The organism is Pseudomonas sp. Teo4 (genome assembly GCF_034387475.1).
Lineage (GTDB): Bacteria > Pseudomonadota > Gammaproteobacteria > Pseudomonadales > Pseudomonadaceae > Aquipseudomonas.
In genome coordinates this window covers 2,207,357-2,228,012 of record NZ_JAXCIL010000002.1, presented here as the reverse complement: position 1 = coordinate 2,228,012, position 20,656 = coordinate 2,207,357, and the positions used below count along the sequence as shown (strand labels likewise).

Sequence of the window (20,656 nt, the reverse complement as noted above, 5' to 3'; positions counted from 1 at the left end):
GCCGGCAAGCCGGCTCCCACAAGGACCGCGCAAATCCTGAGATAACCAAGTTACCTGTGGGAGCCGGCTTGCCGGCGATGAGGCCAGTCGTGACGAAGTTGATCAACGCCCCGCCGCCGCGAACGCCTGCAACTGCGGATAGAACTCGCGAAAATCCGCCAGCAACGGCTCATACAACCGCTCCAGCTCGCCCATCACTCCGACCATCCCTTCCGGCCGCGACAACCGCCGCCCGATCCCTTTGAACACCTGTTCCAAGGTCGCGAAATCACCATACGCCCCAAGCCAGTCGTCCGCTGCCATGAACGGCGCGATATGCGCCAACCGCCCTGGCAGTTCGGGCTCGGCCAACAGTACGCGATAGAAGTCGCGGGTGAACACGTCCAGCGGCTGCTCCGCGTAATCCCCCCAGTGCTGTGCCAGGCAATGGTCGAAGAACACATCCAGGATGATCCCCGCGTAACGCCGCCGTTCACGAGGAAGCGCGCCAATGCCGCCAGCACCAGCGGATGGCGGTCGGTATAGCTGTCGATATGTCGGTGCAGCCGAATGGCCGCCTCTAGTGCAGGCGGGTAACGGCCCTCCAGAGAACCTTTGACGAAGTCGCCATACAGGCTGCCCAGCAGTTGCTGTGGCGCCGGGCCGCCCAGATGCAGATGTGCGAGATAGTTCATGGCCGCAGTCTAGCACTCCCGCTGCGCGTATCGTTATAACGCGATATAGCGATTCGTGCTCAGCTCAGAACCTCTTCATATTTGTATATCGCGAAATATCGATTTACATTTCGTTCCATCGCGATATACCGCTACACCATGAGCCCCAACCATGCCTCTCGATCTCGACGAAATCATAAAAGCCCTGGCCCATCCGGTCCGGCGAGAAATCCTCAACTGGCTGAAGGACCCGGCAGCGCAATTCCCTGACCAGCATCACAGCACCGAACACGGTGTCTGTGCCGGGCAGATCGACCAACGCTGCGGCCTGTCGCAGTCGACCGTCTCCGCCCACCTGGCCACCTTGCAACGCGCCGGGCTGATCAGCAGCCAGAAGATCGGCCAATGGCATTTTTTCAAACGCAACGAGGACACCATCCAGGCCTTCCTCGCGCAGATGAGCCAAGAGCTCTGAAAAGGACCACGACATGACCACGATTTTCGATCCGATCACTGTGGGCGACCTGCAACTGCCCAACCGCATCATCATGGCGCCCCTCACCCGCTGCCGCGCCGACGAAGGCCGCGTGCCCAATGCGTTGATGGCCGAGTACTACGTGCAGCGCGCCAGCGCGGGCCTGATTCTGAGCGAGGCCACCTCGGTGACGCCCATGGGCGTCGGCTACCCCGATACCCCGGGTATCTGGTCCAACGACCAGGTGCGCGGCTGGAACAACGTGACCAAGGCCGTGCATGCCGCTGGCGGGCGTATCTTCCTGCAACTGTGGCATGTGGGCCGAATTTCGCACCCGATGTACCTGAACGGCGAGTTGCCGGTGGCACCGAGCGCGATCCAGCCCAAGGGCCATGTCAGCCTGGTACGACCACTGGCGGACTACCCGACCCCACGCGCCCTGGAGAGCGAAGAAATCGATGACATCGTCGAGGCCTACCGGGTGGGTGCTGAAAATGCCAAGGCTGCCGGTTTCGATGGCGTGGAGATCCACGGCGCCAACGGTTACCTGCTGGACCAGTTCCTGCAAAGCAGCACCAACCAGCGCACAGACCGCTACGGCGGATCGCTGGAGAACCGCGCTCGCCTGCTGCTGGAAGTGACCGATGCCGCGATCGAGGTATGGGGGCTGGCCGCGTCGGCGTCCACCTGGCACCACGTGCCGACTCCCACGACATGGGCGATGCCAACCGCGCCGAGACCTTCACCTATGTCGCCCGGGAACTGGGCAAGCGCGGCGTTGCGTTCATCTGCTCACGCGAGAAGGAAGGCGACGACAGCATCGGCCCACTGATCAAGGAAGCGTTCGGTGGCCCGTACATCGTCAACGAGCGCTTCGACAAAGCCAGCGCGAACGCCGCACTGGCCAATGGCAAGGCGGATGCAGTGGCTTTCGGTGTACCGTTCATCGCCAACCCTGATCTGCCTGCGCGGCTAGCGGACGCGCCGTTGAACCAGGCGCACCCCGAAACCTTCTATGCCAAAGGCCCGGTCGGGTATATCGACTATCCGCGGATGTGATCGCAGATCAAGCCGGCTCAGATACTGCAGTGACCCCAAGACGGTCGCCATCCATATGGGAGATACCGTCTTGTGCTGCCTGTACCGGCCTCATCGCCGGCAAGCCGGCTCCCACAGGTACGGAGTTGAACTCGAGGTCGACACGGTCCCTGTGGGAGCCGGCTTGCCGGCGATTGCGGTCCAACTGATTTCAGGGCCGCGCATTGATCTGCTGCTGCAGATTCTGAATCTGGCTCTGCAGGGTGTTGATGTTTCGGGTGGTCTGCCCGCGAAACGCATCAAACTCCTGCACCGAAGCCCCACCTGACGCCGCTGCCGGCCGGTTGTCCGCCTGGCTCTTCAACACCAGCACATCCTGTTCCAGGCTTTCGATCGCCGCCTTCGGGTTGCCCTGCTTCTTCAGCGCCGCCACTTCATCGCTCAAGTTCTTGAGCTGGCCATCGAGCTTGCCGCCATCCACCTGCCCCGACTTCAGCGCCGCCAGTTCAGCGTTCACCGCCTTCAACTGCGCCTGCAACTGGCCTTGCAGCTCGGTCACCGCCTTCTGCTGCTCCCGGGTGTCGGCCAGCACCTGCTCCAGGCGCTTGCCCAAGTCCCCGGCCTGCCCGGCAACGCCCTGCTGTTGCTTGCCCTGCTCGGCCAGATTGGCCTGCAACTGGCGAATCTGAAGTTTCAACGCTTCGCTGCCGGTGTTGGCAGTGGACTCGCTGGCCGCCACCTTGCCGGTGATCGCCTGCAGCCGCCCGGCGGCGTCCTCGCTGATGCGGGCAAAGCTTTCCTGGGTGGCCACCAGTTGCTGCTCAAGCAGCGTGATCTGCTGGAAACTCCACCAGCCCAGGCCTGCCAAGGCAATGAAAGACGCACCTAGCAATGCCCATAGCGGGCCATTGCTAGCTGGCCGAGCAGCTTTCTGCCGGCTGCGCGCCACATGCGCAGGCAACAGTTCGTCATCATCAGGGGTACCCGCCCGCAAGGTCGGTACATCATCGAAGTCGTCGTGGGAATCGTTACGCATGGGTGCATTCAACCGCAGTAGTAGCAAAGAGGCATGATTATAAACCGCTCGCGCGGCGCACTGATGACCATCATTGGCACGCCAGGTTCACTGGCCAGCCGGCAAGTGCTTCCACCACGCGCAGAATTCATCCAACGCCGTCCACAGACTCACCTTGGGCTGGTAGCCCAGGTAGTGCTGGGCACGGGTGATATCGAGCGTAAAGTCGCGGCTCATCACCTGCATGCCCAAACGTGACAGCGTCGGCTGCGGGCGGCCGGGCCAGAGCAGGCAAGCCGCCTCGTTTATGGCCGCAAGGCTGTAAGCCAGGCCATAGGAGCGGTAGCGGGTCACCTGCGGCAACTGCATCTGGCGCATCACGTAGTTGACCACGTCCCACAACGGCAGCGGTTGACCGTTACTGATGTTGTAAGCCTGGCCAAGGGCACGGTCTTCGGCGAACAGTGCGCTGAGCAGCGCCTCGTTGAGGTTGTGTACGCTGGTGAAGTCGACCTTGTTCAAGCCGTTGCCGATGATGGCTACGCGGCCCTTGCGCTGCATCTGCATCAAACGCGGAAAAATGCTGGCATCGCCTGCACCGGTCACAAACCTAGGGCGCAGGGCGAGCACTTCCAGGCCGAACTCCTGGGCGCCGAAGACCTTCTGCTCGGCCAGGTGCTTGGTCAGTGCGTAGTGGTCGTGGAATCGGCGCGGTACCTGGTCTTCACGAACATCCAGGCGCGAGCGCCCATTGAAGTAGATCGACGGCGAAGACAGATGCACCAGGCGCCGCACGTGCTCTTTCAGGCAACCCTCGACCACGTTTTCGGTGACCACCACATTGCCCTGGTGGAAATCTTGATAACGCCCCCAGTTACCCACCGCGCCCGCGCAATGCACTACGGCCTCGACCCCTTGGCACAGGCGACGAGCCAGCTCGGCGTCGCCCAGGTCGCCCGGGATGAATTGCGCACCGCGCTTGACCAGATGCTCGACACCCTCGGCACGCCGGCCGCTGACCCGCACGTCCAGGCCTTGCTCCAGGGCGAAACGCGCAAAGCGTCCGCCGATGAAGCCGCTTGCGCCGGTGACCAGAATTCGCATGTAAGACCCCGCCTTGCCAGATTTCAGATGCAACTGACGCCAACCGCGACTACAAGGGCACCAGCCATTGCCGTGCGCTGTGTCGCAGGTGGTCTGTCAGTTGCGCGAGCAATTGCCCGCCATTGCGCCAATGATGCCAGTACAGCGGGACATCGATGGGAGTATCTGCACAGATTTCTACCAACTGCCCGCTGGCCAACTGTTCACGGGCTTGCAACTCAGGGACCAGGCCCCAGCCCAGACCCGCCTCGGTCATGCGCAGAAAGCCTTCGGACGAGGGGCACAGGTGATGCAGGAAGCCGTCCTCTATTCCCAGTGACGCAAGGTAACGGTGCTGCAGGAAATCGTCCGGCCCGTAAACGATGGCTGGCGAGCGTGCCAGGCGTCTGGCATCGAACCCCTGAGGGAAGTAACGCGCCATGAAGGCCGGGCTGGCCAGCGCCCGATAGCGCATGGCCCCCAACGGCAGGCTGCGCGCACCCGCCACCGGCCGCTCGCTGCCACACAGGCAGGCCGCCACCTCACCTGCGCGCATGCGTTTGAGGCCGACCTCCTGGTCTTCCACCACCAGGTCGGTCAGGACTTGTTGCTCGGCACAGAAGGCCCCTACCGCTCGCGCCCACCAGGTGGCCAGGCTGTCGGCGTTGAGGGCGATGCGCAGGCGCTCCGGCAGGCCTTCTTCGTCCAGCGCGGGCACCTGGCGCTGCAGGTCGCGCTCCAGCAGACGCACCTGCTGCACATGGTTGAGCAACTGCCGCCCGACCTCGGTCGGGCTCGGCGGCGTGGCCCGCACCAGCACCGGCTGGCCGACCCGTGCTTCGAGCAGCTTGATGCGCTGCGATATGGCCGATTGCGACAGCCCCAACACCTGGGCCGCTCGCTCGAAGCCACCTTGCTCGATCACCGCGGCGAGGGCGGCGAGCAATTTGTAGTCGAACATCGATTTCCCTAATGACGGATCAGCTTTATTTGTTTTTCTTATACAGCGCCCTTCCCCACAATGACCAGCAACTTCTTACAGTCATCAGCGCCAGCGTTGTTTCGTGGGCGTCACTGGAGTATTCCCGCCATGTGGCAAAGTTATTTGAACGGCATGTTGGTGGCCTTCGGCCTGATCATGGCTATCGGCGCGCAGAACGCCTTCGTCCTGGCCCAGAGCCTGCGCCGCGAGCATCACCTGCCGGTTGCGGCGCTGTGCATCGTGTGCGATGCCATTCTGGTCGCGGCCGGTGTGTTCGGCCTGGCCACGGTGCTGGCGCACAACCCGACGTTACTGGCGATTGCCCGTTGGGGTGGCGCGGTGTTCCTGATCTGGTATGGCGCCAAGGCGTTGCGCAGCGCCTGCTCGAAGCAGAGCCTGCAGCATCAGGAAGGCCAGGGCATGCGCTCGCGCCGTGCGGTACTGCTCAGTGCCTTGGCGGTGACGCTGCTCAACCCCCACGTGTACCTCGACACCGTGCTGCTGATCGGCTCGCTGGGGGCACAGCAGACCGTGCCAGGCGCTTACGTGGCCGGGGCGGCGAGTGCTTCGCTGGTGTGGTTCTCGACCCTCGCCCTGGGCGCGGCCTGGCTGGCGCCCTGGCTGGCACGCCCGGCGACCTGGCGCCTGCTCGACCTGATGGTGGCGGTAATGATGTTCGCGGTGGCGGCGCAGTTGATCTTCAACTGAGCAAGGGCCGCACTGCGGCCAATCGCCGGCAAGCCGGCTCCCACACGGAGCGCGCCGATCTTGAGATCACTGCAGTACCTGTAGGAGCCGGCTTGCCAGCGATGAGGCCAGCAAAGGCAAGCCAAGACCTTTGCTCCTTGCCTTCGCCCCACCCAACCGCTCTGGAACCTCTATTCCCTATCTTTGTCGCGTGGTTATGCGCGGGGGCTGGTGCTATGATCCTGCCCTCGCGTCGCAAAGAGTACAAACTCGCCGACGCCTACCGGGCCGCCCGTGATCGGCCTTGCGCAAACCGCGAACTAGACCTGAATCAGGAGATCCACCATGGCTTTTGAATTGCCGCCGCTGCCGTACGCCCACGATGCCCTGCAGCCGCACATCTCCAAGGAAACCCTGGAGTATCACCACGACAAGCACCACAACACCTACGTCGTGAACCTGAACAACCTGGTCCCAGGCACCGAATTTGAAGGCAAGACCCTGGAAGAGATCGTCAAGAGCTCTTCGGGCGGCATCTTCAACAACGCCGCTCAAGTCTGGAACCACACCTTCTACTGGAACTGCCTGTCGCCAAACGGCGGTGGCCAACCGACCGGCGCCCTGGCTGATGCCATCACCGCCGCCTTCGGCTCCTTCGACAAGTTCAAGGAAGAGTTCACCAAGACTTCCGTCGGCACCTTCGGTTCCGGCTGGGGCTGGCTGGTGAAGAAAGCAGACGGTTCCCTGGCCCTGGCCAGCACCATCGGCGCCGGCTGCCCGCTGACCAGCGGCGACACCCCGCTGCTGACCTGCGACGTCTGGGAACACGCCTACTACATCGACTACCGCAACCTGCGTCCTAAGTACGTCGAGGCGTTCTGGAACCTGGTCAACTGGGCCTTCGTTGCCGAGCAGTTCGAAGGCAAGACCTTCAAGGCCTGATTGATTCAGCCTTGACCGAAAAACCCGGCCCAGTGCCGGGTTTTTTTATTGTCGGCAGAACCCTGTCTGCCAGCAAAACGCCTCCTGCAGCTCAGCAAAAGGATCCAATCGGCAGAATTTTCCGCAACCCGCCTCACACCTCTTTGCTCCCCGTATAGCGCGCTAACATCAAACGTCTGGAATGTTGATACAGCGCACTCAAGTCGCATGGCAGCGCAACCGATACACTGCTCAGGACGGAACCCGCAATGAGCCGCCGCGACTCGCGACCTGCCCGTGGCAACCGGCCGATAGTGTATTGCCAACGTTGATGGCAAAATGATGCCATGCGCATGGATTAAGGAAACCCCATTGAAGCTGGAATTGCGGAACAGCTTGTCGGTCAAGTTGCTCAGGGTCGTGCTGCTGTCGGCATTGGCTGTCGGCGTCGTTCTCAGCTGCGCGCAGATCGTCTACGACACACAAGACTCGCCAGGCCGTGAACAACGATGCCCAGCGCATCCTCGACATGTTCCGCGACCCATCGACCCAGGCGGTCTACAGCCTCGACCGGGAAATGGGCATGCAGGTGATGGAAGGCCTGTTCCAGGATGAGTCGGTGCGCATGGCCTCGATCGGCCACCCCAACGAAACCATGCTGGCCGAAAAGTCCCGCCCGCTGCGTGACATGTCGCTGCGCTGGTTGACCGACCTGATCCTCGGCCAGGAGCGCACCTACACCACCCAGCTGGTTGGCCGCGGCCCGTACAGCGAGTACTACGGTGACCTGAGCATCACCCTCGACACTGCCGACTATGGCGAAGACTTCCTGATCAATGCGGTGATCATCTTCATTTCCGGCGTGCTGCGCGCCCTGGCCATGGGCCTGGTGCTGTACCTGGTCTACCACTGGCTGCTGACCAAGCCGTTGTCGAAGATCATCGACCACCTTACCCAGATCAACCCCGACCGCCCAAGCCAGCACCAGATTCCACTGCTCAAAGGCCACGAAAAGAACGAGTTGGGTATCTGGGTCAACACCGCCAACCAGCTTCTGGCGTCCATCGAGCGCAACACTCACCTGCGCCACGAGGCCGAGAACAGCCTGCAGCGCATGGCCCAGTACGATTTCCTCACCGGCCTGCCCAACCGCCAGCAGCTGCAGGAACAACTGGACAAAATCTTAGTTGACGGTGGTCGCCTGCAGCACCGCGTGGCCGTGCTGTGCGTGGGCCTGGATGACTTCAAGGGCATCAACGAACAGTTCAGCTATCAGGTCGGCGACCAATTGCTGCTGGCCTTGGCCGACCGTCTGCGCGCCCACAGTGGCCGTCTCGGCGCCCTGGCACGCCTGGGCGGCGACCAGTTCGCCCTGGTCCAGGCCAATATCGAGCAGCCCTACGAAGCCGCCGAGCTGGCGCAGAGCATTCTCGACGACCTGGAGGTGCCATTCGCCCTCGACCATCAGGAAATCCGCCTGCGCGCCACCATTGGCATCACCCTGTTCCCCGAAGATGGCGACAGCACCGAGAAGCTGCTGCAAAAGGCCGAACAGACCATGACCCTGGCCAAGGCCCGCTCGCGCAACCGCTACCAGTTCTACATCGCCAGCGTCGACAGCGAGATGCGCCGCCGCCGCGAGCTGGAAAAAGACCTGCGCGAAGCCCTGTCGCGCAACCAGCTGTACCTGGTGTACCAACCGCAGATCAGCTACCGCGACAACCGGGTGGTCGGCGTGGAAGCGCTGTTGCGCTGGCATCACCCGGAACTGGGCATGGTTCCGCCCGACCAGTTCATTCCCCTGGCCGAACAGAACGGCAACATCATCGTGATCGGCGAGTGGGTGCTCGACCAGGCCTGTCGTCAATTACGCGAATGGCATGACATGGGCTTCAGCGAACTGCGCATGGCCGTCAACCTGTCCACCGTGCAACTGCACCACAACGAGCTGCCACGGGTGGTCAACAACCTGCTGCAGGCCTACCGCCTGCCGCCCCGCAGCCTGGAGCTGGAAGTCACCGAAACCGGCCTGATGGAGGACATCAGCACCGCCGCCCAGCACCTGCTGAGCCTGCGTCGCTCCGGTGCGATGATTGCCATCGACGACTTCGGTACCGGCTACTCCTCGCTCAGCTACCTGAAGTCGCTGCCGCTGGACAAGATCAAGATCGACAAGAGTTTCGTCCAGGACCTGCTGGACGATGACGACGACGCCACCATCGTTCGCGCCATCATCCAGCTGGGCAAGAGCCTGGGCATGCAGGTGATCGCCGAAGGTGTGGAAACCGCCGAGCAGGAAAGCTACATCATTGCCCAGGGCTGCCACGAGGGCCAGGGCTACCACTACAGCAAGCCACTGTCCGCGCGCGAACTGGTGAGTTTCCTCAAGCAGGCACAGCGCAATCAGGTTTCCGCCTTGTAACCCCTCGCCCACCTTGGTTACAGGCGGTGACCTGCATTTACATGAATTGCATGCTGGCCTTTTACAGCAAATGCAAATCTTTCGCATGATGTTGCGGTTTCGCGTGCCACGGCGCACGGCCTAACCCACGGTCCAACCACACGACGCAGGAAACCAACAATGATTCGAATGCCTCTGGCCTCCGCCAGTCTGCTGGCCATCGCCATCGCTCTCGCCGGTTGCGGCGAAGGCAAGGATGACAAGGCTGCCGCTCCGCAAGCTCAGGCACCTGCTGCCGCCAGCACCGCCGCTGCAGCGCCGGGGGCTGTCGACGAAGCGGCCGGCAAGGCCGTGGTCAAGCATTACGCCGACATGGTCTACGCCGTGTACAGCGATTCGCTGAGCACCGCCAAGACCCTGCAGACCGCCATCGATGCATTCCTGGCCAAGCCCAACGACGAAACCCTGAATGCCGCCAAGGCCGCCTGGGCCGCCGCCCGCGTTCCTTACCTGCAGAGTGAAGCCTTCCGCTTCGGCAACACCATCATCGACGACTGGGAAGGCCAAGTTAACGCCTGGCCCCTGGACGAAGGCCTGATCGACTACGTCGACAAGAGCTACGAGCACGCCCTGGGCAACCCGGCTGCCAGCGCCAACATCATCGCCAACACCGAGATCCAGGTGGGCGAAGAGAAGGTCGACGTCAAGGACATCACCGCCGAGAAACTGGCCAGCCTGAACGAGCTGGGCGGTTCCGAAGCCAACGTCGCCACCGGCTACCACGCCATCGAATTCCTGCTCTGGGGCCAGGACCTCAACGGCACCGGCCCAGGCGCTGGCAAGCGTCCGGCTTCCGATTACCTGGAAGGCAAAGGCGCCACTGGCGGCCACAACGAGCGTCGCCGCACCTACCTGAAGGCCGTCACCGAACTGCTGGTCAAAGACCTGGAAGAGATGGTCGGCAACTGGGCACCGAACGTCGCCGACAACTACCGCGCCAAGCTGGAAGCCGAGCCTGTCAACGACGGCCTGCGCAAGATGCTGTTCGGCATGGGCAGCCTGTCGCTGGGTGAACTGGCGGGCGAGCGCATGAAGGTTTCCCTGGAAGCCAACTCCCCTGAAGACGAGCAGGACTGCTTCAGCGACAACACCCACTACTCGCACTTCTACGACGCCAAGGGCATCCGCAACGTCTACCTGGGCGAGTACACCCGTGCCGACGGCACCAAGCTGACAGGCCCGAGCCTGTCGTCGCTGGTGGCCAAGGTCGACCCGGCCGCCGACGCCACCCTCAAGGCCGACCTGGAAGCCACCGAGGCGAAGATTCAGGTGATCGTCGACCACGCCCTGAAAGGCGAGCACTACGACCAGCTGATCGCCGCCGACAACGCTGCGGGCAACCAGATCGTACGCGACGCCATCGCCTCCTGGTCAAGCAGACCGGTGCGATCGAGCAGGCCGCCGGCAAGCTGGGTATCGCCAACCTGAACCCGGATACTGCTGATCACGAGTTCTGATCGCGCTTTCGGGTTCTAATCGGGGCTGCATGGCAGCCCATCGCAGGCTTCGCCAGCTCCCACAAATGAAGTGCAAGTTTCAAGCACTTCACAACACCTGTGGGAGCTGGCGAAGCCTGCGATGGCCGCACAGCGGCCCCACTGATTCTAAATGGCAGGCATGAGTCTTCGGGCCGGCTTTTGCTTTTCTGCCGACACCAATTTCATCTAGTAATTGCAAATTGCTCTTATTCAAATTTCCCTGGTTTGCTAAGCTTGCACGCCGGTTTTTCGCTCACGCCCAGGATTCTCGATGTCCTCGTCGCTGTCCCGACTATCCCCTCTGCTGCTGGCCTTCGCCCTAACTGCCTGTGACGACGCCCCGCGTTTCACCCAGGCCGAACCCGGCGAGGCGCTGTCCGCTGGCCAGGCAACCGTGCAACGCAGCGACCGCAATGCCTTCTCGATGCCATCGGCCAACCTGTCGCCAGAGCGGCGTCTGGACTTCAGCGTCGGCAACAGTTTCTTCCGCAGCCCTTGGGTGATCGCACCGTCCACCACCACCGCCCGTGATGGCCTGGGTCCGCTGTTCAACACCAATGCCTGCCAGAACTGCCATGTCCGCGACGGCCGTGGCCACCCGCCCGGCCCGGATGACAGCAACGCGGTATCGATGCTGGTGCGCCTGTCGATTCCCGACCAACCCTACCTGGCCAAGGAAATCGAACGCCTGGGGGTAGTACCCGAACCCGCCTATGGTACCCAGTTGCAGGACATGGCCATCCCCGGCGTAGCGCCCGAGGGCAAGGTGCGCGTGAGTTACGACAGCCAGACCGTGACCTTCAAGGACGGTCATGAGGTCGAGCTGCGCAAACCGACCTTGCAGATCACCCAGCTCGGCTACGGGCCAATGCACCCCGACACGCGCTTTTCCGCCCGCGTGGCCCCGCCCATGATCGGCCTAGGCCTGCTCGAAGCCATTTCCGAAGCAGACATCCTGGCCAATGAAGACCCGGATGACCGCAACCATGACGGCATTCGCGGCAGGGCCAACCGGGTCTGGGATGACGCCCAGGGCAAGCCGGTGCTCGGGCGCTTCGGTTGGAAGGCCGGCCAGCCCAACGTCAACCAGCAGAACGTACACGCCTTCGTCGGCGACATGGGCCTGACCAGCACCCTGCAACCCAAGGACGACTGCACCAGCGCGCAAACCGACTGCCTGGCCGCGCCCAACGGCGACGGCGCCAATGGCGAAAAAGAAGTCAGCGACAACATCCTGCGCCTGGTCACCTTCTACACCCGCAACCTCGGTGTGCCGGCCCGACGCGACGTGGATGCACCGCAGGTGCTGGCTGGCAAGAACCTGTTCTTCCAGGCCGGTTGCCAGGGCTGCCACACCCCGCAGTTCACCACCGCCACCCATGCCGCCGAGCCGGAACTGTCGGGCCAGGTCATCCGCCCTTACAGCGACCTGCTGCTGCACGACATGGGCCCAGGTCTTGCCGACGAGCGTACCGAGTTCGCCGCCAACGGCCAGGATTGGCGTACCCGCCCCTCTGGGGCATCGGCCTGACCGAAACGGTCAGTGGCCACACCCAGTTCCTGCACGACGGCCGTGCCCGCAACCTGCTCGAGGCCGTGCTCTGGCACGGTGGCGAGGCCGAGGCGGCACGCAACCAGGTACTCACCTTCAATGCCGAACAGCGCGCCGCGCTGCTGGCTTTCCTGAATTCACTTTAAACGCGCAAGGAGCCGGGCATGTTCCGACCCAAACTGTTGTTCACCAGCCTCGCCGCACTCGCCCTGGGTGCCTGCTCGCCGCAGGACCCGCAGGCAGTCACCTCCGCCGCCATCGCCAAGCAGGTGATCCTGCCTACCTACAGCCGCTGGGTCGAAGCCGACCGCCAGCTGGCCGCCAGCGCCTTGGCCTACTGCGAAGGCAAGCAGACCCTGGAGGCCGCCCGCGCCGACTTCCTCAACGCGCAGAAGGCCTGGGCCGAGCTGCAACCACTGCTGGTCGGCCCGCTGGCCGAAGGCAACCGCGCCTGGCAGGTACAGTTCTGGCCAGACAAGAAGAACCTGGTCGGCCGTCAGGTCGAGCAATTGATCAACGCTGACAAGCCGGTCGATGCCGAAGCCCTGAGCAAGGCCAGCGTCGTGGTGCGTGGCCTGTCGGCTTACGAGTACATCCTGTTCGACAGCAAGCCGGACGTCGCCACTGCCGAGCAGAAAGCCCGCTACTGCCCGCTGCTGGTCGCCATCGGTGAACACCAGAAGGTGCTGGCCGAAGAAATCCTCAAGACCTGGAACAGCACCGACGGCATGCTGTCGCAGATGACCAAGTTCCCCAACCAGCGCTACGCCGACTCCCACGAAGCGATCGCCGATCTGCTGCGTGCCCAGGTCACCGCCCTGGACACCCTGAAGAAGAAGCTTGGTGCACCGATGGGCCGCCAGAGCAAGGGTATTCCCCAGCCGCTGCAGGCCGAAGCCTGGCGCAGCCACTCTTCCCTCAAGAGCCTGGAAGCCAGCCTCAAGGCCGCCCAGGCAGTCTGGGTCGGGGTCGACAACCAGGGCCTGCGTGGCCTGCTGGGCAGCGATCAGAAAGCGCTGGCGGAAAAAATCGACGACGCCTACGCTACTTCGCTCAAATTGCTGGCCGACAACCAGAAGACGCTGGGCGAACTGCTCGCCGACGAAGCCGGTCAGCAAACCCTCAACCAGATCTACGACAGCCTCAACGTCGTCCACCGCCTGCACGAAGGCGAGCTGGCCAAGGCGTTGAACATCCAGCTGGGCTTCAATGCCAACGACGGTGACTGATCATGCTGCGACGCCAGGCACTCAAACTCGGTAGCGTATTGCTCAGCGCCCTCACCCTGGGCGGTTGGAGCCTGTTTCGCAACAAAGGCAGCGAACCCTTGCTGCTCTCGGCGCGTGACGATGGCGACGGCAAGCACTATGCCGTCGGGTTCCGCCTGGACGGCACCCAGGTGTTCAGCACCCAGGTAGCCCAGCGTTGCCATGCCATCATCAACCACCCCGAGTTGCCGATTGCCCTGTTCGTCGCTCGCCGCCCCGGTACCGAAAGCTACCTGGTCGACCTGCGCGACGGGCGTCTGCTGCAAACCGTCACCTCGCAGCTGAACCGGCACTTCTACGGCCACGCGGTGATCCATAGCAGCGGCGAATGGCTGTATGCCACCGAGAACGACACCACCGACCCTGGGCGTGGCGTGCTCGGTGTCTACCGCTTCGAAGGCGAGCGTCTGGTGCACAGCGGCGAGATTTCGACCCATGGCATCGGCCCGCACGAGGTGGCCTGGCTGCCGGATGGCGAGACCCTGATCGTGGCCAACGGCGGTATCCGTACCGAAGCCGAGAGCCGGGTCGAGATGAACCTCGACGCCATGGAGCCGAGCCTGGTGCTGATGCAACGTGACGGCACCCTGTTGAGCAAGGAAACCCTCGCTCAGCAAATGAACAGCGTGCGCCACCTGGCGGTTGGCAGCGACGGCACCATCGCTGCGTGTCAGCAGTTCATGGGCGATGCCACCGAGACCGCCGAGTTGCTGGCCATCAAACGCCCAGGTGAGCCGTTCAAGGCCTTCCCGGTGCCGGAGCGCCAGTTGCAGTCGATGGCCCAGTACACCGCCAGCGTCGCCATCCACAGCGACCTGCGCCTGGTGGCGCTGACTGCGCCGCGGGCCAACCGGCTGTTCATATGGGACCTGGACAGTGGCGCGGTCAAGCTCGATGCACCGATGCCGGATTGCGCCGGGGTCGGAGCGGTACAGGATGGCTTTGTCGTGACCTCCGGCCAGGGGCGTTGCCGCTTCTATGACTGCCGCAAGCAGGAGCTGATCGGGCAACCGATGAACCTGCCTTCGGGGTTCTGGGACAATCACCTGCACCTGGCTTGATACTTCTACTGCCTGAACCGGCCGCTTCGCGGGTAAACCCGCTCCCACAGTTACACCACCGCTGCTGAATTTGGCGCGGAACCTGTGGGAGCGGGTTTACCCGCGAAGAGGCCGGCACATGCTACAGACCCGCCTCCCTTCCCCGTCCGTCGAAAACAGTCAATACTTCCCCCATCGCACGTGGGCAGGATCGCCCGTTGTCGTGTCAAAGCGAATAACAACCCATCCAAGGAAGTGGACCTATGCTGCGCCGCCGCATGCTCATCATGTTGGCCGTCGTTCTGCTGATCGTGCTGGCCCTGGGGGCATCAAGGCCTACTCGATCTATCAGCAGATCCAGGTATTCTCTGCCCCCGGCCGCCCATCAGCGTGGCCGCCGCCCCGGCCCAGCAGCGCCAGTGGCAAGCACGCCTGCCTGCCGTGGGCAGCCTCAAGGCCCTGCAGGGCGTCGAGCTGAGCCTGGAGCAGGCCGGCACGGTCAAGGCCCTGCACTTCGACTCCGGCCAGCAGGTCAAGGCCGGACAACTGCTGCTGCAACTGGACAGTGACCAGGAAACCGCACTGCTTGGCACGGCACAGGCCGACCTGGGCCTGGCCAAGGTGGATTACGGACGCGGCAGCCAATTGGTGGGCGACTCGGCCATCTCCCGTGGCGAGTTCGACCGTTTGACGGCCCAGTACCGGCGTAATCAGGCGGTGGTCGACCAACTCAAGGCCTCGCTGGCGAAAAAGAGCATCAGCGCCCCGTTCAGCGGCACCATCGGTATCCGTCAGGTCGACGTCGGCGACTACCTGGCCAGCGGCACGGTAATCGCCACCCTGCAGGACCTGTCCAGCCTCTACGTCGACTTCAACGTCCCCGAGCAAGCCCTGCCGCAGTTGAGCCTGGGCCAACAGGTGCTGGTGCAGGTGGCCGCCTACCCTGGCCAAACTTTCCCCGCCAGCCTCAGCGCAATCAACCCCAAGGTCGACGAGAACACCCGCAACCTGCTGGTGCGAGCCTCCATGGCCAACCCGGACGGCAAACTGCTGCCGGGCATGTTCGCCAACCTGCTGGTGCTGCTGCCCAACCCGCAACCCCAGGTAGTGGTGCCGGAAAGCGCCATTACCTACACCCTGTATGGAAACTCGGTGTACGTGGCCACACCAAAGAAGGACAAAGATGGCAAGGTCGAGAACGACGCCCAGGGCCAGCCGCAGCTGACCGCCGAGCAACGTAGCGTGCAAACCGGCGAGCGCCGTGATGGTGTGGTGGTGGTCAGCAAGGGCCTTGAGGCTGGGGAACAAGTGGTAACCGCAGGGCAGCTCAAGCTCACGCCCGGGGCGGCCATCCGCATCGGCCAGGACACCGTACTGCGCCCCGCCCAGGGCGCGCCGCACGCGGACTGAACAGGAGGCAGACATGGCGTTCACCGACCCGTTCATCCGCCGTCCAGTACTGGCCAGCGTAGTCAGCTTGCTGATTCTGCTGCTGGGGTTCCAGGCCTGGAGCAAGCTGCAGATCCGCCAGTACCCGCAAATGGAGAACGCACTGATCACGGTGACCACCGCCTACCCCGGTGCCAATGCCGAAACCATCCAGGGCTACATCACCCAGCCCTTGCAGCAGAGCCTGGCCAGTGCCGAAGGCATCGACTACATGACCTCGGTGAGCAGGCAGAACTTCTCGATCATTTCCATCTACGCACGCATCGGTGCTGACAGCGACCGGCTGTTCACTGAGTTGCTGGCCAAGGCCAACGAAGTGCGCAACCAGTTGCCGCAAGACTCCGAAGACCCGGTACTGAGCAAGGAAGCCGCCGATGCTTCGGCGCTGATGTACATCAGCTTCTACAGCAAGGAAATGAGCAACCCGCAGATCACCGACTACCTGTCGCGGGTGATTCAACCGAAGCTGGCGACCCTGCCGGGCATGGCTGAAGCGGAGATCCTCGGCAACCAGGTGTTTGCCATGCGCATCTGGATCGACCCAGTGAAGCTCGCAGGCTTCGGCCTGTCGGCCGTCGATGTGACCAGCGCCGTGCGCCGCTACAACTTTCTCTCTGCCGCCGGCGAGGTGAAAGGCGAGTACGTGGTCACCAGCATCAACGCCAGCACCGAGCTCAAATCGGCCGAAGCGTTCGCCGCCTTGCCGGTCAAGACCGTGGGCGACCGCCGCGTGTTGCTGGGTGATGTGGCACGGGTGGAGATGGGTGCGGAAAACTACGACACGGTCAGCTCGTTCGACGGCATTCCATCGGTCTACATCGGCATCAAGGCCACCCCGGCGGCCAACCCGCTGGAGGTGATCAAGGAAGTGCGGCGAATCATGCCCGACCTTGAAAGCCAGCTGCCGTCGGCGCTCAAGGTATCGATTGCCTACGATGCCACGCTGTTCATCCAGGCCTCGATCGACGAGGTGATCAAGACCCTGGGTGAGGCGGTACTGATCGTCATCGTCGTGGTGTTCCTGTTCCTCGGTGCCCTGCGCTCGGTGCTGATTCCGGTGGTGACCATCCCACTGTCGATGATCGGCGTGCTGTTCTTCATGCAGATGATGGGTTACTCGCTCAATCTCCTGACCCTGCTGGCGATGGTGCTGGCCATTGGCCTGGTGGTGGACGATGCCATCGTCGTGGTGGAGAACATCCATCGGCACATGGAGGAAGGCAAGACACCCTTCGAAGCGGCCCTGGAGGGTGCGCGGGAAATCGCCATGCCGGTGGTGTCGATGACCATCACCCTGGCCGCCGTGTACGCCCCCATCGGCTTTCTCACCGGCCTGACCGGGGCCCTGTTCAAGGAGTTCGCCCTGACCCTGGCCGGTGCGGTGATCATCTCAGGCATCGTCGCCCTGACCCTGTCACCGATGATGTGTGCGCTGCTGCTACGCGCCGACCAGAACCCCAGCGGCCTGGCCCACCGGCTCGACGTGCTGTTCGAGCGCCTCAAGGTCCGCTACCAGCATCTGCTGCATGCCACCCTCGACAGCCGGCCCGTGGTGCTGGTGTTCGCGGTGATCATCCTGTGCCTGATTCCGGTGCTATTGAAATTCACCCAAAGCGAACTGGCGCCCAACGAAGACCAAGGGGTGATTTTCATGATGAGCAGTTCGCCCCAACCGGCCAACCTCGACTACCTCAATGCCTACACCGATACCTTCACGCCAATTTTCAGGACCTTCCCCGAGTACTACTCGTCATTCCAGATCAATGGCTTCAACGGTGTCCAGAGCGGTATTGGCGGCTTCCTGCTCAAACCCTGGAACGAACGCGAGCGTACGCAGATGGAGTTGCTGCCACTGGTGCAGGCCAAACTCGAAGACATTGGCGGCCTGCAGATATTCGGCTTCAACCTTCCTTCGCTGCCCGGCACGGGCGAAGGCTTGCCGTTCCAGTTCGTGATCAACACCGCCGGGGACTACCCCGCCCTGCTGGAGGTCGCCGAACGGGTCAAGGCCCGCGCCCAGGCCTCGGGCAAGTTCGCCTTCCTCGACATCGACCTGGCATTCGACAAACCCGAAGTGGTGGTCGACATCGACCGGGCGAAGGCGGCGCAGATGGGGGTTTCCATGGACACCCTGGGCGGCACGCTGGCGACCCTGCTGGGCGAGGCGGAAATCAACCGATTCACCCTCGAAGGCCGCAGCTACAAGGTCATCGCCCAGGTCGAGCGGCCGTACCGCGACAACCCCGGCTGGCTGAACAACTACTACGTGAAGAACGAACAGGGCCACCTGCTGCCACTGTCGACCCTGATCACCCTCAGCGACCGCGCCCGCCCGCGCCAGCTCAACCAGTTCCAGCAGTTGAACTCGGCGATCATCCAGGGCGTGCCCATGGTCAGCATGGGCGAAGCCCTGAAAACCGTGCAGGACATCGCCCGCGAAGAAGCCCCTGAAGGCTTTGCCTTCGACTACGCGGGGCCGGCAAGGCAGTTCATCCAGGAAGGCAGCGCCTTGTGGGTCACCTTTGGCCTGGCCCTGGCGATCATCTTCCTGGTGCTGGCGGCCCAGTTCGAGAGCTTCCGCGACCCACTGGTGATTCTGGTGACGGTGCCGTTGTCGATCTGCGGCGCGCTGCTGCCGCTGTTCCTGGGCATATCGAGCATGAACATCTACACCCAGGTCGGGTTGGTGACATTGATCGGGTTGATTAGCAAGCACGGCATCCTGATCGTCGAGTTCGCCAACCAGTTGCGCGAGGAACGCGGTTTGAGCGTGCGCGAAGCGATCGAGGAAGCAGCGGCGATTCGCCTGCGGCCGGTGCTGATGACTACCGCGGCGATGGTATTCGGCATGGTGCCGTTGATTCTGGCGACCGGGGCGGGGGCAGTGAGCCGGTTCGATATCGGCACGGTGATTGCCACCGGGATGTCGATTGGGACGCTGTTTACCTTGTTTGTGTTGCCTTGTATCTACACATTGTTGGCGCATAGGACGGTGGCGAGGGAGTCGGCGGTTGCTTGAATCGGCTGCCATGGTTGTAGTGCTGAGTTCAGATAGCGGCAGCACCTGAGCGAGCGGCCAGGTAATTTATCCTACATGTCTTTCGGAAGTTTCAATGCCCCTTTCGACTTGTGCATCTTGTAAGCCTCAGTATTATCAGGGCGCGATAACGCGGCATTAACATGAAATAGCGTTAGACGACCCAGATTCCCGTAAGCCCTGAAGGCATTGAGACCAGCGACCAATTAGAAGACTCACGCTATCCATTGAAACTCAAGACCGCAGAATTAATAGCATGAGAAGGACATTGGCACTTAAGAACGACTTTCTACGCCCCGCACTATTAATCCTGTTATGCCTGTTAGGTGTATTCCCCTTAGATGTAATCCTGCCGTCATTCCCGGCCTTGGCAGAGTCATTCCAAGTAGCGCCTAAGCAGATAGCCTACTCCGTAAGTTTCTTCGCTTTTGGGGTTGCTTTGGTGCAAATGCTGATCGGACCCTTGTCAGATGGCATGGGACGCAAACGCTTGTTGCTCGTAGGGTTGGGCATATCCATCATAGGAGCGATCGGCTGTGTATTTTCAACCAGCTATGAGTCATTCATGGCATTCCGAATACTGCAAGCAACAGGCTGCGGGAGTTTCGTGTTGGGCCAGGCGCTTGTACAGGATCTGTACAGTGGTTCGCAGCGCAACGCCATGCGCATTCTGTTAACCAGCACAAGTGGTTTGTTCATCTCGCTATCACCGGTCGCGGGTGCGTTTCTGCAACAGTCATTCGGTTGGGCGGGTAGCTTTGCCGTATTCGCTGTAATAGCCGTTGCTGTTGCAAGCCTGACGTGTGTCCTGTTGCAGGACACACCGTCATTACGCGGCAGTGGCTCAGGCATGCAAAGTTATGTGCTCATGTTCCGTGACACGACATATATCGCCTACTCCGTGCAGGCAAGTCTAGCTTTCGCCTGCCATTTCAGTTTCATCGTCATTGCGCCATTGGCCCTGATGGACAGACTGGGTTTGACGCCATACCAGTTTTCCATCGTTTTCATCGCATATGGGCTGGCGTATGTCGCCGGTGGAGTGGGTGCGACGATCTTGAACAATCGCGTCAGCCCGCAGACGCAAATCGGCACGGGACTTCTGCTCATAGGTGTTGCTGGGGTCACTCTTTTGCTCTGGGAACAGACAGCCGGGTTAACTGTGATGGGGATCATGGTACCGATGATCGTATGCACGAGCGGAACAACCCTGGTTCGACCCGCAGCCACTTCACAAGCATTGGCGCGCTACCCGAACTACGCAGGGGCAGCCGCTTCGCTCAATACGACATTGCTGTTCGCCGGTGGTGGTTTGGCTGGCAGTTGGGTCGCATCGGTTGAACATGCGCTTACGCTGAGCCTAGGGCTTCTGTTCTTGGCCACTACACTTTGCGGGTGGCTGTTGCTGATACGCATAAAAGGCAATGACATGCAGCAGGCCTGATAACGCCAATTCGTGAGCAAGCCGAAGCTAAAATGCAAGAGACCCCGCGATTACGGGGCCTCTTCTGTGCGAC

Annotated in this window: 10 protein-coding genes and 6 pseudogenes; 12 read left to right on the top strand and 4 right to left on the bottom strand. The window is 62.3% G+C overall.

The features are described from left to right. Nucleotides 1–102: 102 nt before the first annotated feature. Nucleotides 103–674 (bottom strand): annotated as a pseudogene (locus PspTeo4_RS26600) (ACP phosphodiesterase). 151 nt (nt 675–825) lie between these two features. Between PspTeo4_RS26600 and PspTeo4_RS26595 the strand changes: the two are divergent. Both PspTeo4_RS26595 and PspTeo4_RS26590 read left to right on the top strand, forming a co-directional pair. Next, nucleotides 826–1,128 (top strand): helix-turn-helix transcriptional regulator, encoded by a 303-nt coding sequence (locus tag PspTeo4_RS26595; RefSeq protein ID WP_322366680.1) that lies wholly within the window; start codon nt 826–828, stop codon nt 1,126–1,128. A 13-nt stretch (nt 1,129–1,141) separates the two neighbouring features. After that, nucleotides 1,142–2,187 (top strand): annotated as a pseudogene (locus PspTeo4_RS26590) (alkene reductase). 190 nt (nt 2,188–2,377) lie between these two features. Here PspTeo4_RS26590 and PspTeo4_RS26585 read toward each other — a convergent pair. From PspTeo4_RS26585 to PspTeo4_RS26575, 3 genes are all read right to left on the bottom strand, one after another. After that, nucleotides 2,378–3,202: an ATPase gene (locus tag PspTeo4_RS26585; RefSeq protein WP_322366679.1), complete on the bottom strand. Its 825-nt coding sequence runs from the start codon at nt 3,200–3,202 to the stop codon at nt 2,378–2,380. An 87-nt stretch (nt 3,203–3,289) separates the two neighbouring features. Further along, nucleotides 3,290–4,285 (bottom strand): NAD(P)-dependent oxidoreductase, encoded by a 996-nt coding sequence (locus PspTeo4_RS26580; protein WP_322366678.1) that lies wholly within the window; start codon nt 4,283–4,285, stop codon nt 3,290–3,292. A 49-nt stretch (nt 4,286–4,334) separates the two neighbouring features. Beyond that, the gene (locus tag PspTeo4_RS26575) at nt 4,335–5,225 is read right to left on the bottom strand and encodes a LysR family transcriptional regulator ArgP (RefSeq protein WP_322366677.1); all 891 of its coding nucleotides are present in this window, start codon (nt 5,223–5,225) and stop codon (nt 4,335–4,337) included. Nucleotides 5,226–5,354: 129 nt separating this feature from the next. On the opposite strand from PspTeo4_RS26575, the gene PspTeo4_RS26570 reads away from it, so the two are divergent. The 10 genes and pseudogenes from PspTeo4_RS26570 (at nt 5,355) to PspTeo4_RS26525 (ending at nt 20,583) form a co-directional block, all read left to right on the top strand. Continuing rightward, a complete protein-coding gene (locus tag PspTeo4_RS26570; protein ID WP_322366675.1) occupies nt 5,355–5,954 on the top strand; it encodes a LysE/ArgO family amino acid transporter in 600 nt (199 codons plus the stop codon). Nucleotides 5,955–6,278: 324 nt separating this feature from the next. Further along, nucleotides 6,279–6,875, top strand: a complete 597-nt coding sequence (locus PspTeo4_RS26565; RefSeq protein ID WP_322366673.1) for a superoxide dismutase — start codon at nt 6,279–6,281, stop codon at nt 6,873–6,875. Between the two features lie 351 nt (nt 6,876–7,226). Beyond that, nucleotides 7,227–9,276 (top strand): annotated as a pseudogene (locus PspTeo4_RS26560) (putative bifunctional diguanylate cyclase/phosphodiesterase). A gap of 159 nt (nt 9,277–9,435) precedes the next feature. Then, nucleotides 9,436–10,772 (top strand): annotated as a pseudogene (locus PspTeo4_RS26555) (imelysin family protein). A gap of 292 nt (nt 10,773–11,064) precedes the next feature. Beyond that, nucleotides 11,065–12,491, top strand: a pseudogene (locus PspTeo4_RS26550) (di-heme oxidoredictase family protein). 18 nt (nt 12,492–12,509) lie between these two features. Further along, nucleotides 12,510–13,574, top strand: coding sequence for an imelysin family protein (locus PspTeo4_RS26545; RefSeq protein WP_322366672.1), 1,065 nt, complete (start codon nt 12,510–12,512; stop codon nt 13,572–13,574). Between the two features lie 2 nt (nt 13,575–13,576). Next, a complete protein-coding gene (locus PspTeo4_RS26540) occupies nt 13,577–14,674 on the top strand; it encodes a DUF1513 domain-containing protein (protein ID WP_322366670.1) in 1,098 nt (365 codons plus the stop codon). Between the two features lie 242 nt (nt 14,675–14,916). Beyond that, nucleotides 14,917–16,063 (top strand): annotated as a pseudogene (locus PspTeo4_RS26535) (efflux RND transporter periplasmic adaptor subunit). A gap of 13 nt (nt 16,064–16,076) precedes the next feature. After that, on the top strand, nt 16,077–19,121 hold the full coding sequence (locus PspTeo4_RS26530) for a multidrug efflux RND transporter permease subunit (protein WP_322366669.1): 3,045 nt from the start codon (nt 16,077–16,079) through the stop codon (nt 19,119–19,121). A 274-nt stretch (nt 19,122–19,395) separates the two neighbouring features. After that, a complete protein-coding gene (locus PspTeo4_RS26525; RefSeq protein WP_416196977.1) occupies nt 19,396–20,583 on the top strand; it encodes an MFS transporter in 1,188 nt (395 codons plus the stop codon). Nucleotides 20,584–20,656 lie beyond the last annotated feature (73 nt).